Annotated in this window: 16 protein-coding genes; 10 read left to right on the top strand and 6 right to left on the bottom strand. The window is 63.6% G+C overall.

Translation table 11 applies throughout. The features are described 5' to 3' along the window. Nucleotides 1-54 precede the first annotated feature (54 nt). From AC1DVS_RS24045 to AC1DVS_RS24020, 6 genes are all read left to right on the top strand, one after another. The gene (locus AC1DVS_RS24045; protein WP_478027024.1) at nt 55-639 is read left to right on the top strand and encodes a dihydrofolate reductase family protein; all 585 of its coding nucleotides are present in this window, start codon (nt 55-57) and stop codon (nt 637-639) included. A 171-nt stretch (nt 640-810) separates the two neighbouring features. After that, nucleotides 811-1,449 carry a hypothetical protein gene (locus tag AC1DVS_RS24040; RefSeq protein ID WP_478027023.1) on the top strand — a complete coding sequence of 213 codons (639 nt, stop codon included), beginning with the start codon at nt 811-813 and terminating at the stop codon, nt 1,447-1,449. Then, nucleotides 1,446-1,787 (top strand): hypothetical protein, encoded by a 342-nt coding sequence (locus AC1DVS_RS24035; protein WP_478027022.1) that lies wholly within the window; start codon nt 1,446-1,448, stop codon nt 1,785-1,787. The genes AC1DVS_RS24040 and AC1DVS_RS24035 overlap by 4 nt, the downstream gene beginning before the upstream one ends. Then, on the top strand, nt 1,784-2,524 hold the full coding sequence (locus AC1DVS_RS24030) for a prolipoprotein diacylglyceryl transferase (protein ID WP_478027021.1): 741 nt from the start codon (nt 1,784-1,786) through the stop codon (nt 2,522-2,524). The genes AC1DVS_RS24035 and AC1DVS_RS24030 overlap by 4 nt, the downstream gene beginning before the upstream one ends. A 173-nt stretch (nt 2,525-2,697) precedes the next feature. Further along, the gene (locus tag AC1DVS_RS24025; protein ID WP_478027020.1) at nt 2,698-3,423 is read left to right on the top strand and encodes a ferritin-like domain-containing protein; all 726 of its coding nucleotides are present in this window, start codon (nt 2,698-2,700) and stop codon (nt 3,421-3,423) included. Further along, the gene (locus tag AC1DVS_RS24020) at nt 3,416-4,927 is read left to right on the top strand and encodes a radical SAM protein (protein WP_478027019.1); all 1,512 of its coding nucleotides are present in this window, start codon (nt 3,416-3,418) and stop codon (nt 4,925-4,927) included. The genes AC1DVS_RS24025 and AC1DVS_RS24020 overlap by 8 nt, the downstream gene beginning before the upstream one ends. Before the next feature lie 113 nt (nt 4,928-5,040). On the opposite strand, the gene AC1DVS_RS24015 is transcribed toward AC1DVS_RS24020, so the two are convergent. Next, on the bottom strand, nt 5,041-5,514 hold the full coding sequence (locus AC1DVS_RS24015) for a MarR family winged helix-turn-helix transcriptional regulator (protein WP_478027018.1): 474 nt from the start codon (nt 5,512-5,514) through the stop codon (nt 5,041-5,043). Beyond that, nucleotides 5,511-6,830, bottom strand: a complete 1,320-nt coding sequence (locus tag AC1DVS_RS24010) for an MFS transporter (RefSeq protein WP_478027017.1) — start codon at nt 6,828-6,830, stop codon at nt 5,511-5,513. The genes AC1DVS_RS24015 and AC1DVS_RS24010 overlap by 4 nt, the downstream gene beginning before the upstream one ends. 309 nt (nt 6,831-7,139) lie before the next feature. On the opposite strand from AC1DVS_RS24010, the gene pobA reads away from it, so the two are divergent. Continuing rightward, entirely contained in the window at nt 7,140-8,309 is a 1,170-nt protein-coding gene (gene pobA, locus AC1DVS_RS24005) for a 4-hydroxybenzoate 3-monooxygenase (RefSeq protein WP_478027039.1), read from the top strand. Nucleotides 8,310-8,317: 8 nt separating this feature from the next. Here pobA and AC1DVS_RS24000 read toward each other — a convergent pair whose 3' ends face one another. The 4 genes from AC1DVS_RS24000 to AC1DVS_RS23985 form a co-directional block, all read right to left on the bottom strand. Further along, nucleotides 8,318-9,646 carry a pectate lyase gene (locus AC1DVS_RS24000; RefSeq protein WP_478027016.1) on the bottom strand — a complete coding sequence of 443 codons (1,329 nt, stop codon included), beginning with the start codon at nt 9,644-9,646 and terminating at the stop codon, nt 8,318-8,320. Nucleotides 9,647-9,989: 343 nt separating this feature from the next. Further along, nucleotides 9,990-12,152 (bottom strand): TonB-dependent receptor, encoded by a 2,163-nt coding sequence (locus AC1DVS_RS23995; RefSeq protein ID WP_478027015.1) that lies wholly within the window; start codon nt 12,150-12,152, stop codon nt 9,990-9,992. A 120-nt stretch (nt 12,153-12,272) separates the two neighbouring features. Further along, a complete protein-coding gene (locus AC1DVS_RS23990; RefSeq protein ID WP_478027014.1) occupies nt 12,273-12,713 on the bottom strand; it encodes a hypothetical protein in 441 nt (146 codons plus the stop codon). A 62-nt stretch (nt 12,714-12,775) separates the two neighbouring features. Then, complete coding sequence (locus tag AC1DVS_RS23985; RefSeq protein ID WP_478027013.1) at nt 12,776-14,365, bottom strand: DHA2 family efflux MFS transporter permease subunit; 1,590 nt, start codon at nt 14,363-14,365, stop codon at nt 12,776-12,778. 33 nt (nt 14,366-14,398) lie between these two features. On the opposite strand from AC1DVS_RS23985, the gene AC1DVS_RS23980 reads away from it, so the two are divergent. Genes AC1DVS_RS23980 through AC1DVS_RS23970 form a run of 3 tightly spaced genes read left to right on the top strand, consistent with a single transcriptional unit; the run spans nt 14,399 to nt 16,574 of the window. Next, complete coding sequence (locus tag AC1DVS_RS23980) at nt 14,399-15,022, top strand: TetR/AcrR family transcriptional regulator (RefSeq protein WP_478027012.1); 624 nt, start codon at nt 14,399-14,401, stop codon at nt 15,020-15,022. Next, the gene (locus AC1DVS_RS23975) at nt 15,019-15,465 is read left to right on the top strand and encodes a PaaI family thioesterase (protein WP_478027011.1); all 447 of its coding nucleotides are present in this window, start codon (nt 15,019-15,021) and stop codon (nt 15,463-15,465) included. The genes AC1DVS_RS23980 and AC1DVS_RS23975 overlap by 4 nt, the downstream gene beginning before the upstream one ends. Next, nucleotides 15,462-16,574 (top strand): HlyD family secretion protein, encoded by a 1,113-nt coding sequence (locus tag AC1DVS_RS23970; RefSeq protein ID WP_478027010.1) that lies wholly within the window; start codon nt 15,462-15,464, stop codon nt 16,572-16,574. Before AC1DVS_RS23975 ends, AC1DVS_RS23970 begins: the two co-directional genes overlap by 4 nt. The last annotated feature ends 49 nt before the right edge of the window (nt 16,575-16,623 follow it).

The following is a 16,623-nucleotide window of genomic DNA, read 5'->3' as shown; positions in this document are numbered from 1 at the left end:
GATGGGTCGAGGAGATGTTTGCCACCACGTTCCCACGGATGAATGGAGAGATCGATGCGAAAGCTCATTCTGCAAATGCAGATATCAGTCGACGGATTCGTCGGGTCTGATCAGCACGATGATTGGCAACTCTGGGGTTGGGGCGATCAGAGTAAATGGGACGAAGAGTTGAAGCGGGACTTCAACGCCCATTTCGAGCGGATCGACACCATTTTTCTCAGCCGCAAGATGGCTGAAGAGGGTTATCTGACTCACTGGAGCAACGCCGCCGAGCGTTTTCCGGGTGACGAATTCTACGCGTTCGCCAGGCGCATCGTCGAAATCGACAAGGTGGTACTGACCAACACGCTGCATACGTCATCATGGCCGCGGACTGTCGTACGGGGCGGCGATCTTGGCTATGAAGTGGGCCTGTTGAAGGCGGAGCCCGGCGGCGACATCGGCATATTCGGAGGTGCGGGGTTCGCCGCAGGTCTGATTGCGGCCGGGTTGGTCGACGAGTTCCAGTTCTACATCAACCCCGCCGCACTGGGGTCCGGCACGCGCATTTTCGAGCAGATGGGTTTCCAGAAACTGGAACTGCTTGATTCGAAGGCCTATGCAAGCGGGATGGTGGTAAGCAAGTATGCGAAAGCGTGAAATCAAGTAGGAAAGTCACCGTTCATGCATCCTGGCTTGATCGAAGGTGCGCGAACATTTTCCCAAATTCTGGGTTGGATATCCGAGCTTCGAATTCGAGTTGGAGTGTGGTTTTTCCATGCAGTGGGATTGCGACCGAGACGTTCTCGTCGGGCAGGTTGCGCTGACCTCGTGCCGCAGCGCAGCTTCGCGGGACGGGCGCTCATCATCGCCTGGCTGCTCGTTTATGTGCCGACCTACGCAAATGTCTACGGCGTTGCTCATTTTCTCCAGCTTTGCGACCTTACCCTTTTACTCTCCTGCATTGGCTTTTTGACAGGCAGCCGCCTGCTGCTGAACGCGCAAACTCTATCTGCGCCCGCAATCGGAGCCCTTTGGCTTTCTGATGTTGTCTGGGTGGCGCTGACCGGACACACCTTGCACGGCGGAACCAACTATCTGTGGGACACTTCCATCCCGATCTTTGCGCGTGCCCTCTCCACATTCCACCTGTTCCTGCCAGTCCTGCTTTTGATCGAGCTCCGCCGGTGGGGTTACGATCGACGCGCGCTGGTCCTGCAGTCGCTGATCGTGGGAGCAGCGATTGCGGTTTCGACCATTGGTTTCCGGGGCGACGCGAACCTCAATTATGTGCAGAATTGGCCCGGAGGGGGTCGAATGACTGGTGGGCCGGGCGCCCAGGCCCTGACGACGTGGTTCCTCCTGTGCAGTTGCGTCTATGCGCCGAGCCACCTGTTGTGCCAAAGATGGTTCAGCCTCGACGGGAGACGGTCGCTTCGGAACTCGGTGGGCGGGGGGCGCGCGGAATGAGTATCGAAAAATGGGGGATGCTTGCGAGCTTTTCCCCTTATTCAGCCCTCGCCGCCTACGACGGATGGCTTCACAAAAAGGCGCGGCGTGTGCCGTTGGCGGAGCAGGCTTTTCATGCCATCGCCGCACTATCGCTGCTGATTCTGCTGTGGGGCCTCTGGGCGGGCCGCACGCAGATCGCGACCATTGCACTGGTTTCATTTGCGTGCGCCGCCTGTGTCGATGAGGTGGGCTTCCACAAACCGCTCGATCGCCGCGAGCGGCGCCTGCATTTCTGGGCCTATGCTTGCTTTGCCGTCTTCATTGCGGTCAGCTGGCGACTGGGAGGCTTTGGATGAGCTTCGACCAGAGCCTTCATGCGACATACGCCCTGCTGATCCTGCTCGGCGTCGCCCTGTTCGCCTTTTTCCGCCCGACGTCGCACTATTCCAATCCGGAAAAGCGGGCATATTGGCGCCTGCAGGCGATCACCTTCATCGCAGCATTGGTCGGCTCGAAGATCGCTGTGCTGTTCGGCGACGCCCTCTGGCCGCTTCAGCCCATGAAGGACTGGTCTGCCCTGATCTGGTCGGGGCGTTCGATCGTCGGCGCCCTGCTGGTCGGCTTCATCGTCGCCGAATCCTGCAAGCCGATCATGAAGTATCGCCTTCCGCCCAACGACCGCTTCGCCATCATCCTTCCCTTCTCGATCGCGACCGGCCGCATCGGATGCTGGTTCACGGGCTGTTGCCTTGGCGTTCCGATGCGCGGCGGAATCGCTCTGGTCGCCGCCGATGGTGTGTCACGCTATCCCGCTGCACTGGTCGAAGCCGCGTTCAATCTTCTGTGCGGGATCGGGCTGATGCTGATGTGGCGCCGCAAACTGCTCGCCGGACGACTCTTCGCGCTCTACCTGATCGTCTATGGCCTGTTCCGGTTCGCCACCGAAGAGCTTCGGGTCACAGCCAAGGCCTTTGCGGGCTACTCTGCCTATCAATGGATTTGCCTGGCCATGATCATCGCCGGCGGCACGGCGCTGTACCTGCGCCGCGCCGGTGCATCGCCGTCGCTTCGGCACGTGCCGGCCGCGACCTGATGCTTCGGGTTGGAGGTGATCGACGGGTCCGACGACGTGGACGACGCGCGAAAGGGAGGAACGTTTGATGGACCCCGAAAGGCCGGCGATAAACGGCTGTCTGCTGGCGCTGCTCATCATGCTCGGCCTGATTGGTCTGCTTTTCGGCACCTGTCTTCTGATGGTTCACTGACATGCCCTTCATATCGTCGATCAAGAAGCGATTGCACCGCGATATCGTCGCCGATCCCGTGCTTCATGCCCGGGTCCTCAACCTCTATTTGTGCGGTGAGGCCTATCCGCATGCTGTGGATGATTATTTCCCGGTCGAGCATGCCGAGGAAGTAAGCGGGCCAGAACTCGCGGCAACGATGCGCGCTCACCTGGCCGACGAGGACAAACACATTGTCCTCTACGCCAAGGCAATCAGCAAGCTTGGCGAGGAGGTGATCGAGCTCCCCGATGCTGACATCTTCAACCATGTCATCCGCAGTCACACACCCGATCCGTGGCGCATCGAGGCGGGCATGGATGTGGATTCCAAGTGCGATCGGATCGCAAACTTCCTGGCTCATGCGCATTGGCTGGAAAAGCGGATCGCTCGCTCGCTCGAATATCATGTCGACGCCTGCGCCCAGGCTTCGTCCGACTATCCCGCCAAGGCGGTGGCCGCCGTCCTTTCCGACGAGCAACGTCATACGAGCTACACCCGCGAGGCGGTGTTCGATCTCGTGCCGCGCCGGCGCGCAGTCGAGATCATCGCCATTCATCGCCGCGCCGAACATCAAGCGAACCTGGACTTCTCGGCCCGGCAACTCAGGCGCCTGCTGGTCGAGGAAGGCGAGCACTGGCCGGCTCGGCGCAAGGTGCCGTATCGCGTGTGCGCCTTCGTCATGGAAGGGGTGCTTGCCTGTGCCTGACACGATTTTGGCGAAAGGCCCCGAGGCGCTGACCTTTGATGAACGGCTCGAACGGATCGCCGCCCCGCTTCGCGATCTCGATGAAACCGGCGTGCGCGCGCGCTTCGCGATGCTGGCCGGTGACCGGCTGCTGAAGACGACGCTCAGCCTTTGCCCGACCTGCCTGGACCATATCCCTGCCGCAGTGGTCGAGCGCGATTCTCGGGTGGTCATGCTCAAGCGCTGCTCGTCGCACGGCGACAGCCTCGCCCTGATCGAAAGCGATGCCGCGTATTACAGGCTATCGAACAAGGATCGTTGGGGGCGTGCCTATGGCGAAATGCCGCGGCTCGACATTCCCGCCTTCGTCAATAGTTGCTGCGGGCCTGGCAAGAGTTGCGCGCCGGCGGGCAAGCCAGCCGCGGCGCACGACTTCAGCGACCAGTCGACGAACAAGACCTGCACCGTGCTCGTGGAGGTTACCAACGCCTGCAACCTGGCCTGCAGGGTCTGCTATTCGGACAGCCGCGGTGACCGCGTCCTTCCGATAGAGGCTTTCAAACGCCACCTGATCGACCTGGTGCAAGCCAAGGGCCGCCTGGATTCGGTACAGATTACCGGCGGCGAGGCATCGCTCCACCCGCAGTTCTGGGATCTGCTCGAATGGCTCTGCGGGCAGGAAGCGGTCGGCAAGGTGTACCTGCCGACCAACGGGCTGATGTTCGACAAGCCGGGATTCATCGAGCGGCTCGCGCCGCTTCGGGAGCGGGTGCTGGTCCTGCTGCAGTTTGATGGTCGCGACGAAAGCGCCAATCCGGTGATGCGCGGCGCCAAGCCCGAAAAGGTTCGCCAGTCGGTTATCGCCAAACTCGACCGCGTTGGCGTGGCGATGCAATTGACGATGACGCTGAGCAAGCATGTCAGCGAGACGGACATCGCCTGGGTCGTGCGCCAGGGACTGAAGCACAAGAATGTGCGACTGATCGCGATGCAACCGGCCTTTTTCTCCGGGCGCTACGAACTGGACGCCCAGGCCGAAACGCGCCTGACGCTGAGCGACTGCGTCAAGGGCGCCATCGCCGGCCTTGGCGGGAAGGCGGTGCCGGCTGATTTCATGCCGATTCCCTGCAGCCACCCCAATTGCGGCTGGGTGACCTTGTTCGCGCGGCGCTTCGGCATGGTGAAGAATATCGCCCGACATGTAGACCTGAACGCGGTCATGGATGAGGTCGCCTACAAGACCCTGTTATCAAAGCGGGAGATGCAGGACGCGGTCGGTACCCGGGGTAATATCGTCCAGCGCCTGATCGCCCGACTTGGCCGACGGCTCATTCGCCCGCAGGACGTGTTCGGTATCGCAATCAAACCGTTCATGGATCGCTTCAGCTATGATCAGGACCGTGTCTCGAGCTGCTGCCATCACATCCTGGACACTCATGGTAACCCGGTGTCGTTCTGCGAATACAACGCCCGCCTGAGGCAGCAGGACAGCTGGGAAGGTTTCCCAACTTTAAAAGAATTATGACCATTTCTGCCGTTCATTTATGAGGCTGCGGCTTGGAACGTAATCGCCCAATCCCCGACCAACGCTGACAGATGAGCGCCCGGTCTCCGCGCCCCTTCACCCTCAGCTGACCCTCACCGCCTCCGCCCCTCGATCTTCGAGAGCAGCGCGATCAGCGTCCTCCGCTCGGCGGCGGTCAGGCTCGTCAGCATCTGCTCTTCATGCGCTTCGATCCGCTCGAGGCACTCCTTGAGCGCCTTCTCCCCCGCCGGCGTCAGCCTCAGGGCGAGAGCGCGCCGGTCTTCGGCTGCGGTCTGGCGGTCGAGCAGGCCGATATCGGCGAGCTGGTTGATCAGCGTCACCATGTTCGCGCGCTGGATGCCGAGCGAGCGGCCCGCCGCGCCCTGGTTGATGCCGGGATTGGCGCCGACCACAGACAATATCCCGAACAGCACCTGGCGCATGCCTGTGCCCTCCAGCGCCCGGGCAAAGTCAGCCCCAAAGGCGCTGGACGCACGCCTGAGGTGATAGCCGACCAGGTGATCGAGCGCGCCGAGTGGTGCTTCCTCATCATCAGGGGTCGGCACCGCGATATTCAAAGTCTTCATTCAGTCTGTTCCCGAAGCGGCGCCCGCCCCGCACGCAAGCCGAACAGCGCGATAGCGCCGATCAGCGAGCCGAGCGCCATCAATGTCGCCACCACCGGTAGCCCGAAACCTGCCGCGAACAAAAGCCCGGCAAGCGCAGGCGCCATCGCCGATCCGCCGCGCCCGATCCCGATCACGAAGCCGGTCGCGGTCGCGCGCAGTGATGTGGGGAAGGATTGTGCCACTAGCGCATAGAGCCCGACTACGCCGGCATTGGTGAAAAAGCCCGCCGTGGCGGCAACCAGCGACAGCGCGCCGAGGCTGTTCTGCCCCTGGCCGAACGCGATCACCAGCACGATCGAGAACAGCATCGCGCCGATGGTGAGCGTCAGCAAGCGCACCCGCGTCGTCAACAGGCCGAGCAACAGCGAACCCGTCGCGCCGCCGACACTCGCCCAGACCAGCACGCCGGCCGCGGAAGACGGCTCGAAGCCCATGTCGACGACGATCTTCGGGATCCATTTCAGGATGAAATAGAAGGTCATGATATGCGTGAGATAGGCGATCGTCAGGAGCAGGGTCAGCAGGCGAAGGGCAGGGGAGAACAAGGCCGAGAGCGGCAACGCGGGCGCCTCCGCCTCGATCGGCGGAAGCGCGTCGATCGGCGCATGGCCCATGCGCTCGAGTGTGCGGTTGATCCGCGCCAGCGCGTCCGCCGGGCGCCGCTGCAGGAGGAAGGCAATCGATTCCGGCGAGCGCCACAGGACGAGCGGGATGAAGCACAGGGTCGCGACGGCGCCGAACTGGAACACCGCCGGCCAGTCGAACGTGCGCAGCAGCACGGCCGAGATCGATCCGCCGACGATCGTGCCGACCGGATAGCCCGCCGCCATCAGCACCACGCACAGATGCCGGCGCGATGCGTTGGAAGCCTCCGCAACGGCCGCGTTGGTCGCGGCCAGCATGCCGCCGATGCCGAGCCCGGTGAAAAGGCGCCACCCCGACAGGGTGACCACATCGTGCGACGACGATGCGCCGAGCATGCCCGCCGCCATCACCACCAGGCATCCGAGGATGGTCGCGCGCCGCCCGACCCGGTCGGCGAAGCGGCCGAGGATCAGCGAGCCTGCCGCCATGCCGACCAGCTCCATCGACAGGACCAGGCCGAGCGCGGCGCGGTTGATTCCCCAGGCCTTGGCGATCCCGGGCGATGCGAAGCTGATCGAGAGGACGTCGAAGCCATCAAGCGCGTTCAGCCCGACCATGATCGCGACCACGCCCCATTGGAACCTGGACATCGGTTCCCGATCGATCGTCGCGCGCGGATCTGTCGCCATGTCATCCCCTCTCTATTTATTTATAGCCTTTAATGTGCCGCAATTTGCTATGCTACGCAACAATTTGCCGAAGAATTTTTGGCACCTTAGCGCTGGAGAGTTCGCTACGCGCTTGGTCGTATGCAAAGCGGAACTCAGCCAATGCGACAGGACGACTACACGACGCCCGGACCTGACAATTCTGGAAATCAAATAGGTCCTTCAGCAATTGGATTGTACGACGCGGGTCCCCAGGCATAAGCCGGGGGTCATGATCTGCATCCTCTCGACCGCCGCGTGCAAGCGCATACAATCGCGTCGGTGGATCCGGTGAAGACTCAGGTCGCGATCATCGGCAGCGGGCCTTCGGGGCTGTTGCTCGGGCATTTGCTGCGCGCTGCGGGAATCGTCTGCGTCGTGGTCGAGCGGCAGAGCCGCGACTATGTCCTGTCGCGGATTCGCGCCGGTGTGCTCGAAACCTGCACGACTGATCTGATGACCCGGCTGGGCCTCGACGCGCGTCTGAAGGCCGAAGGGCTGATCGAGCAGGGGTTCAACCTCGCGACCGACAATGGCGTGATCCGGATCGATATCGCCCGGCTGACCGGCAGGCATGTGACGGTCTATGGCCAGACCGAGCTCACCCGCGATCTGATGGACGCGGCATCCGATCGTGACCTGGAGATTGTCTTCGAGGCGGGCGATGTCGCGCTGCACGATATCGACAGCGATCATCCCAGCGTCACTTATCTCAAGAATGGCGTCGAACACCGGATCGAGGCCGATTTCATCGCCGGCTGCGACGGTTTTCACGGGCCCTCGCGCAAAACGATCCCGGCCTCGGCCGCCAGCTCGTTCGAGCATGAATACCCGTTCGGCTGGCTCGGCATCCTCGCCGATGTCCCGCCCTGCCATGACGAGCTGATCTACGCGAACACCGGGCGGGGCTTCGCGCTCGCCTCGATGCGGTCGCAGACCCGCAGCCGCTATTATATCCAGGTGCCGCTCACGGATCGCCTTGAGGAATGGCCTGAGGACCGGCTCTGGGATGAGCTCGCGCAACGGTTCGATCCGATCTCGCGCCACGGCGTCACCCGCGGGGCGGCGCTCGAGATCTCGATCGCGCCGCTCAGGTCCTTCGTGTTCGAGACGATCCATCACGGCCGCCTCTTCCTCGCCGGCGATTCAGCGCACATCGTGCCGCCGACCGGGGCCAAGGGGCTCAACCTCGCCGCGTCCGACGTGATCTATCTCGCCGAGGCGATGATCGCGCATTACGCGGATGGCGGCGACGCCGGTCTCGATGGCTATCAGGCCCGCGCGCTCGCCCGCATCTGGAAGGCCGAGCGTTTCAGCTGGTATCTGACCAAGCTGATGCACCGCTTCCCCGGCGACGGCGCGTTCGAGCGCCGCATGCAGATCGCCGAACTCGACTATCTCGCCCAGTCCGAAGCGATGCAGACCGCGATCGCCGAAAACTATGTCGGGCTACCGCTGTAATAGCCGGCTTACTGCACCAGGCTGTTCAGATATTCCTCGATATTGGTGAAGCCATCACGGTCGCGGTCGCCAGCGCTGTCGTTCTTCTTAGGGTCGAGCCCGTGACTCCGCTCCCACGCATCAGGCATGCCGTCCCCATCGCTGTCGTGCGGCGCAGGCGCCGTCGCCAGCACCGGCCAGCCGCCCACCTCGCGCTGGCTGTCGATCTGATGCCCGGTCCGATCCCGCACGCCGGCGATGATCGCGAGATCTACGCTGTCGCGCGCTTTGGAGGCACCCGCCTCGGCGAGCACGCGCGGGTACGCGGCGGCAGCCGACTCGGACTTCACCGGCGCGACGTCGATCGGGGCATTCAGACGATAGCCGTCCGGCTGCACGCCGGTGACGAGGCTCCATGGATCGGCCGGGATCGTGCCGTTCATGCTGTTGTCGGCGAAATAGGCCTTGGCCAGTCTGTTCGATTCGTTGAACGCGATCGGCTTGTCCGATTGCGGCCCGGCGACATAGCTGTTGTCGACGAAATTATACCGGGCGAGCGTGGCGGTGTCGGCATTGTAGCCGGAGTGGCTGCCGCCCCAATTGTAGAAAACGTTGGAGCGGAAATCGAAAAACGCGCCCTGAGGGTCGAGATCGGGACCGGTGTAATTGCCTGGCCGCGGCATCCGCGCTTCGTGATTGGCCCAGAGATTATGGTGGAAGCTGATCCGCGATCCCCGCCCGCCTCGGATCAGGCTGCCATAGCCATGTTCGCCCTTCGCGTGGAGCGAGTGGGTGAGCGAATTGGCGATGATCGACCATTGCACCGTCAGATCGAAAAAGCCCTGATCCGGCTTGGTGTAATTGGCCGAAGCCGAAAGCGTCTCGTCGACCGACCAGCTTGCCGAGACATGGTCGAGGATGATCCGGCTGCCCTTCACTATCCAGATCGCATCACCTTCCGTCTTCGATTCGTCACCGAGTCGAGAGCGGATATAGCGGATGACGACATCGTCGGCCGCGATCTCGAGCGTGTGGTCGCGCAGCGTGATGCCGCCGCCGGGCGCCGACTGACCGGCGATCGTCACCTGGCCCTCACGGATTCGCAGGGGGGTAGCGAGCTTGATCGTTCCGGAAACGCCGAACACGATTGTGCGCGGGCCGCTGGTCTCGATCGCGGCGCGCAGGCTGCCGGGGCCGGCATCGTCGAGATTGGTGACCGTAATCACTTTGCCGCCACGGCCACCGGTGGCGAGGCGCCCTGCCCCTTCCGCGCCCGGGAAGGCAAGCTGGGGTTGAGGCGCGGCGGCCGCAGGCGAGGGAGCGACGACAGCAAGCGCAAGGAACGAGATACAGAGCATTGGGATTCCCTGGTGGAGATGCATGAGAACCGCGATCAGCCGAGCGTAGTGACGGGCGGGTCATTACCCACGGGCAGAGTCAGGCGCCCTATGTCGCGGACGATGTTCAGATCGATGACCCTGTCCAGGCCGCTCACCGGCTCAGCGCCACAGAATCTCTCCCTCGGTTTTTCGCGCAGCTGACGCTGAGCTCTTCATGACACCGGTATCAATGCGCCAATTGTGAAGCAAGCGGTGATCTGACCACCTGCCTCTTCGGGGCCGGCCTAGCGAAATGTTTGAGGGCAAAGTCCGTCGCGGATACGGGCCGGACATACGCTATCGAATCTCCGGCCCCACACCATCAGAGCTTCATGGTGAGATCCGCTGTGAACGAGCGCTGCGGAAAAGGGTGGAAGAGGAAGTATCTGTCGTTGTTCACGTTATCGACGCCAAGGCCAAGCGACCAATGCTCCGTCACGCGGAACTGGGCGCGAAGATCGATCACCAGATATTTATAGAAGCCTTGGTAGGTATTGCCGATCACGTCACTGTTATCGAGCGCACCATACATTCGGCTGGCATAGCGGCCAGCCACGGTCAGCGAGATCTGGTCGGTCGGGCGCCAGGTCGCGACCGCGGCCGCTTTCCAACGCGGGACGGAAGGCAGCAGCTTGCCGACGGCGCTGGGGAGCACGGTATCGGCACGGGTCGTCGCGTCAGCATAGGTGACGCTCCCCGACAGATCGACGCGCGGCACCAGATCGGTATGCTGAAACGCGAACTCGACGCCGCGCGCGCGGGTGCGGTCGACATTCTGGACGAAGGTGCCAACCTGTGCCGGCACGACCGCTAGCGGCCCCGTCTGTGAGATCAGCGCATCTTTGATCGACTCATTGAACACCGAAAGGCGCACCGAACCGTGCTCGTCCTTGCGCTCGACTGAGAGCTCCTCGGACAGCGCGCGCTCCGGTCTGAGATTTGGATTGGGCAAGTTCGCCACCGGGCTCGTCACGATCTGATAGAGCTCGCCGGCAGTCGGGAAGCGATAGGCCTCGCCAAACGAGAGGCGTAGCGTCCAGTGCTTGTCAGGGTCCCAGGCGAGCGATGCCTTGGGGGAGAAATTGGCAGCTTTCAGTTGCGGCTGCTGCCTGGTCGAAAGTGGCAGGACAAGGTTCACGCCATCATAGGCCTTCCACCATTCGTAACGCCCGCCGATCGTCAGCGTGACCGCCGGCAGCAGCTTCCAGGCATCCTGGGCCCAGAGCGCTACGGTGCGGGTCTTGCCCTTCGACTGGAGATTGAGCGCCCCCTCGCTGCCGCTGATCCAGTCGGCCGTCGTATAGCGGTTGCTGTTGAGTTCGAACCAGTCGGCATGCGCGCCGAAGCTTATCATATGCGTGGCATCGGCGTCTGTTCGCCAGGCGCCTTTGGCATCGAGCGTCTTCCAGCCGGTGCCGTCGAGCCGGGTGATGTTGCCGGGGCCGCCCGCCTGTGCAGCCGGGAGGGTGCCAGTCGGGATACGCTGCACGTCATGATCGAAGTCATAGAGCGTGCCGATCACCTGCCAGTCGAACCGACCGCTGGTGCCGGTTGCGGACAGGCTGTGCGACCAGTGGCGCTCGTCATAGTGATAGACGCCGCTGGAGAAGGCGCTGGTGTAGACCGCGCCGCTCGCGCTCGAGATATAGCTTTCGGCGGCGGAATCGGTGTCGTTGAGGAACAGCCCGGCGACATAGGTGAAGCGGATATCGGGCGTAAGGTCGAGCGCCAGTTTGACCTTGAAATGGTCCTGGCGCTGATGCTCGAGCCCACTCGCCCCGAGCACTCTGATCGGCACGTTCGTGCGATTGACGTCGGCATAGCCGCCGCTCGTGCCGGCCGGCTGGCTGGCTGCAGTGACATATTGCAGCGGCTGGCCGTTGCTGGTGACCTGTTCGGCGCTCGCGAACACTGCGAGCGGCCCAAACCGGTCGCCAATGGTCCCGCCGATCTGCCATGTCGGAAGCGTCTTACGCGTTCCATATTGGTCGAATGTCTGGACGTTGGTGCCTATCGCCGCCGTAGCTTCAAGCTTGTCCGGCAGCCGGGTCGTGATGTTGACGACGGCGCCGATCGAGTTCCCGGCATAGGCAGCCGAATAGGGGCCGTAGAGGATGTCGATCTGGGCAATCTCCTGTGGGCTGACCAGGCTCCAGCGCGGCGAGGCGAGGCTGTTGTTGTTGCCGATCAGCGACGAGAGCAAAGCGCCATCCGCATAGATCAGGCTGCGCGCGCTCGAGCCGAGCCCTGAGGTGCGGGTGGCGAGCGGCGCCTGGGTGTCACCGATATGGCGTTTGCGGACGATCAGGCTCGGCAGATATTTGATCGTGTCCTCGACATTCACTGCGTTCACCGTCGTGGCAATGGTGTCGGCGGTGATCGTCTCCCTGGTGGCAGGCGTGTTCTCGATCGGCGCTTTCTGCGCGGTGACTAGGATGTCTTTCGACTGATCGTCTTCGGCATGCGCGAGAGCGGGCGCCAACATGCAGGGCGCCGCGCATATAAGCGCGAACGCACGCCGCGATGGCATGCGAATATTTCGGGGTATCATCGGTAATTCCGTTCGTCCGACAGGATTGACCGTGCCCGCAGGCACGCATGATCGTCAGATGCGTGTCGGCGGTCCGGTCTTTGGCGGCGGCGGGGCGGCGAGGCCGAGCCCTGGTTGGACGAAGATCCGGAACAGCGCGGGGGCGGTTGCCTTAACCGCCGTCGGCGGCGCGGGGTGAGCGACCGACACAAGGTTGGCGGTCGCGCCCACTGGCGAGAAAGCGCAAGGTGGGCTGTCGCCCTTCTCCTGATGCTTGTCCCCCGGATGCTTGTCCGCGGGCTTGGCCATATCGTGGCCCGGCATGGCCATCGTCGCGAGGTCATGCGGCAGTGCAATCGGCATCGCGCCCTGGCCTGGGCAGAGAACCAGTGTTGCGCCGTGCGGACCGGGTGCGATCATGAAGCCCGAGGGAATCAGCATCCGCATCGCGAGTGCGCAGACCAGCAGCACGACCGCGAAACCGCGATATTGGCTGGTATGGAGCAGGCTGCGCATGATGTGCTCGTACGGGCGTGGTTTGCTCACGGCAAGGAGAGATGGCGCCGAGCTCACATGGGTTAATGCGCTTCGATCGGCTCGGCCGAAACCTGTTTCGGCGGGCGGCAAAACGGCACCATCACCAGTGCCGCAATGAACAGCCAGGCCATGATCCGAAACACATCGTCGAACGCAAGCGTCAGCGCCTCGCGGGCGAGGACGCGGCCCATCACCGCCTCGGCCATCTGGAGCGCGCGCGTCGGATCAGGGGTGACCCGCTGCATCATATGGGCGAGGCCGGCGAGGGTGTCAGTCGCGATCCGGGGTGCGGCGCCGAGCGTCTCGTTCAGCCGCAGCGCATGGAGCCGGGTCAGGTCGCCGAGCCAGGTGTTGACCAGCGCGATGCCGATCGCCCCGCCGAGATTGCGCATCAGGTTGAACAGCCCTGACGCATAGCGCAGCTCAGGGCCCGCGAAGCCGGTAAGGGCAAGGCCGACGCTGGGGACGATGCACAGCATGATCGCGAAGCTCCGCACCGCCTGCGGCCAGAACAGGGCGGCAAAGCCCCAATCGGGCGTCATATAGGAGAAGAGCCAGAGGCCGGCCGCGAACAGGCTCAGCCCGAACGTGATGATGATCCGCTGGTCGACACGTTGCGACAGGCCGGCGGCGATCGGAACGCCGAGGAACTGGACGACACCGGCGATGAAAACGGTCGTGCCGATCTCCGAGGCGTTATAGCCGCGCACCCGGCCGAGATAGAGCGGCACGAGATAGGTGCCGGCATAGATGCCGAAGCCAATCACAAGATTGAACACACAGGCAAAGATGAAAGTGGGTTTGCGAAAAGGCGTGAGCTTCACGATCGGCCCGTCGGAGCGGAAGGAGCGTTCCAGGAACAGCAGGAAAGCGACGAACGAAATCCAGGCTGCGGCGGTGATCGTCCTGTCACCGAACCAGTCGTTCTTCGGGCCTTCCTCGAGCACATATTCCAGCCCCGCCAGGAACACCGCCATCGAGGCTAGATGAACCCAGTCGATCCGCCGTAGCATCTTGATGTCAGGGCGATCGACGCGGATCAGCATGAAGGCGAGCAGGGTGACGAGTCCGCCGGGCACGACATTGACGTAAAAGATCCAGCGCCAGCCCGCGGCATCCGTGATCCACCCGCCGACCGTCGGGCCAAGCGTCGGCGCGAGCACCGAGACCATGCCCAGGATCGCCGGGATCAGTGCCCGCTGCTTGCCGGAGAACATCCCGAAGCCGGTCGCGAACACGGTGGGGATCATTGCACCGCCGACGAACCCCTGCAGCGCGCGGAACGCAATCATCGATTCGATGCTCCAGGCCAGGCCGCACAAGGCGCTGGCCAGGGTGAACAGCCCGGCTGAAAGGGCGAACAGCCAGCGCGTCGACAGCGCCTGGGCGAGGAAGGCGGCGAAGGGGATCATCACCAGCTCGGCCATCAGATAGGCGGTCTGGACCCAGCTGATCTCGTCGGGCCCGGCGGAGAGCCCGGCCTGTACCTCGTTGAGCGAGGCGGCGACGATCTGAATGTCGATCAGCGCCATGAACTGGCCGAACGCCATCACCCCGAAAATCAGGAACTTGCGTTTGTCGGGCAGCGCCATCGGATCGATCGGCGCGGGAGGCGAAACACTATTGGACATGGAAACACTTGCCTCCGGCGGTCTTTATATTATATGCATCATATAAAGGAGATCGACAAGGTCATGCGGTACGACAGCGATCACAAGAGCGAGACGCGGCGGCGCGTGCTGAAGGAAGCGGCGCGCGAAATCCGGGCGAAAGGTCCCGGCGGCGTCGCGGTTGCAGGCATCATGGCGCGGGCCGGACTCACCCATGGCGGTTTCTACGCGCACTTTGAATCAAAGGAGGCGCTGATTGCCGCCGCGATCGAGACGATGTTCGAAAGCGCGCGCAATCGGTTCGATCTGGCGGCCACCGATGGCGATCCGCGCGTGGCATTGCTTTCCTATGTCGACTTCTACCTGTCGCCTGCGCACCGCGACACGCGCGAGCATGGCTGCCCGCTGCCCTCGCTTTCTGGCGATCTCGCGCGGCTCGACCCCGAAGCGCGGGTGCGTTTCGGCCAGGGGGTGGCCGGGCTGACCGCGCGGCTTGCTGGCGCGCTCGGCCGTCACGGCGTTGCCGATCCAGAGCGGGCGGGTGCATCGATGTTGAACGAGATGGTCGGCGCGGTCGCGCTGGCGCGCGCGGTTTCCGATCCGGCGCAATCAGACGCGATCCTGGCCGGTGCGCGCGCCTCAGTGATCGAGCGCTTTTCCCTTGAGGATGTAAAATGACCGATATGCTCGACCGCGTCGCGATCAGTGGCATCGACCAGCTTCGCGCGATGATCGCGCACGGCAATCAGCCGTCAATCGGCCGGACACTGGATTTCGCACTGATCGAAGTCGAGGAGGGAAGAGCCGTGTTCGAGGGCAATCCCGATCACCGCGTCTATAATCCCATCGGCAGCGTGCATGGCGGCTATGCTGCGACGCTGCTCGATTCCGCCTGCGGTGTCGCCGTGCACTCGAAGCTGGCGCCGGGGCAGGCCTATACGACGCTCGAGCTGAAGGTTTCCTATCTGCGCGGCATGACCGTGGATACGGGCGTCGTGCGTGCCGAGGGCGTGGTCGTCAGCATGGGTCGCCGCGTTGCGTTCGCAGAGGCGAAACTGACTGACGCCTCGGGCAGGTTGCTCGCCACCGCGACCTCAACCCTGCTGGTGATGGCGTCGTGAACATCGCCGCTACCATCGATCGTCCTGTCGAGGCGGCGCGGCCGCGCTTCCGGATCAGCCGCAATCCGCTGATTGCTGGCGCGGGGGCTATCCTGATCGCGCTGGCGGGGGTCGCGTGGCTCTTCTCGCCGCGGACCAGCGAGTCGACCGATAACGCCTATCTGAAAGCGGACAGCAGTTCGGTGGCGCCCAAGGTCGGCGGGCTCGTCTCGGCAATCCTGGTGAGAGACAATCAGCCTGTGCACGCCGGCGATCCGCTCGTGCGCATCGATGCGCAGGAATTCGATGCCAAGGTTGCCGGCGCACAGGCGGCACTCGAGGATGCCGAGGCGGGCGTCGCAACCGCCAGGGCTGCGCTGGCGGCGCTCGATGCTGACCAGCAACTGGCGGCCGCGCAAGTGCATGCGGCGCAGACGGTGATCCAGTCGGCGGATGCGGAATATGTGCGGGCTTCCGCCGATAACACGCGATTCGCGGCGCTGATGGCACAGGGCTTCGCGACCCGGCGCGACGCCGAGCGGGTTCGCGCCACCGCGATCGGCGCCGCTTCCGCCCGCGACCGGTCTCGTGCCGATCGCGACGTGACCAGTCAGCAGGCGGTCGTGACCCAGGCGCGGCGGCCGGTACTGGTCGCGCAGGTCGCGCAGGCGGAGGCCGCGGTAGCGCGGGCGCGGGCAGCGCTCGATCTCGCGCGGCAGGACCAGGGCCATACCGTCATCCGGGCACCGATCGATGGCGTGGTCGGCGATCGGCAGGTGCAGACCGGCGACTATGTTCAGCCTGGTGCGCACCTGTTGACGCTGGTGCCGTCGCGCGGCCTCTATGTCGTCGCCAACTTCAAGGAGACGCAGACTCGTTCGATGCTCGCCGGTCAGCCGGCGAAGATCGAGGTCGATGCGCTTGGTGGCGATGCACTGAGTGGCCGTGTCGAGAGCTTCGCGCCGGGTTCGGGTTCCGAGTTTACCTTGCTGCCGTTCGAACCGGGATCAGGCAATTTCACCAAGATCGTCCAGCGTGTGCCGGTTCGAATCCGGCTCGACCCGAACCAGCCGGCGGTTGCGCGGCTGCGGCCGGGGCTGTCGGTGACGGCGAAGGTGGCGCTACGCTAGCCGAGAAAGTCGAGGATCGCGGCCATCGTCGCGGCGCCTGTCCGCTCCT

The organism is Sphingomonas sp. P3_C5 (genome assembly GCF_056402635.1).
Note: the sequence above shows the minus strand (reverse complement) of the source record. Positions and strands in the feature narration are given on the sequence as shown.

What these genes read in the sequence shown, in the direction of transcription:
- AC1DVS_RS24025 (WP_478027020.1), top strand. Translation starts at nt 2,698, where the DNA reads ATGCCCTTCATATCGTCGATCAAGAAGCGATTGCACCGCGATATCGTC.
- AC1DVS_RS23990 (WP_478027014.1), bottom strand. Translation starts at nt 12,713, where the DNA reads ATGCGCAGCCTGCTCCATACCAGCCAATATCGCGGTTTCGCGGTCGTG.
- AC1DVS_RS23975 (WP_478027011.1), top strand. Translation starts at nt 15,019, where the DNA reads ATGACCGATATGCTCGACCGCGTCGCGATCAGTGGCATCGACCAGCTT.
- AC1DVS_RS24045 (WP_478027024.1), top strand. Translation starts at nt 55, where the DNA reads ATGCGAAAGCTCATTCTGCAAATGCAGATATCAGTCGACGGATTCGTC.
- AC1DVS_RS23980 (WP_478027012.1), top strand. Translation starts at nt 14,399, where the DNA reads ATGCATCATATAAAGGAGATCGACAAGGTCATGCGGTACGACAGCGAT.
- AC1DVS_RS23985 (WP_478027013.1), bottom strand. Translation starts at nt 14,365, where the DNA reads ATGTCCAATAGTGTTTCGCCTCCCGCGCCGATCGATCCGATGGCGCTG.
- AC1DVS_RS24015 (WP_478027018.1), bottom strand. Translation starts at nt 5,514, where the DNA reads ATGAAGACTTTGAATATCGCGGTGCCGACCCCTGATGATGAGGAAGCA.
- AC1DVS_RS24035 (WP_478027022.1), top strand. Translation starts at nt 1,446, where the DNA reads ATGAGTATCGAAAAATGGGGGATGCTTGCGAGCTTTTCCCCTTATTCA.
- AC1DVS_RS24030 (WP_478027021.1), top strand. Translation starts at nt 1,784, where the DNA reads ATGAGCTTCGACCAGAGCCTTCATGCGACATACGCCCTGCTGATCCTG.
- AC1DVS_RS24000 (WP_478027016.1), bottom strand. Translation starts at nt 9,646, where the DNA reads ATGCTCTGTATCTCGTTCCTTGCGCTTGCTGTCGTCGCTCCCTCGCCT.
- AC1DVS_RS24010 (WP_478027017.1), bottom strand. Translation starts at nt 6,830, where the DNA reads ATGGCGACAGATCCGCGCGCGACGATCGATCGGGAACCGATGTCCAGG.
- AC1DVS_RS23995 (WP_478027015.1), bottom strand. Translation starts at nt 12,152, where the DNA reads ATGTTGGCGCCCGCTCTCGCGCATGCCGAAGACGATCAGTCGAAAGAC.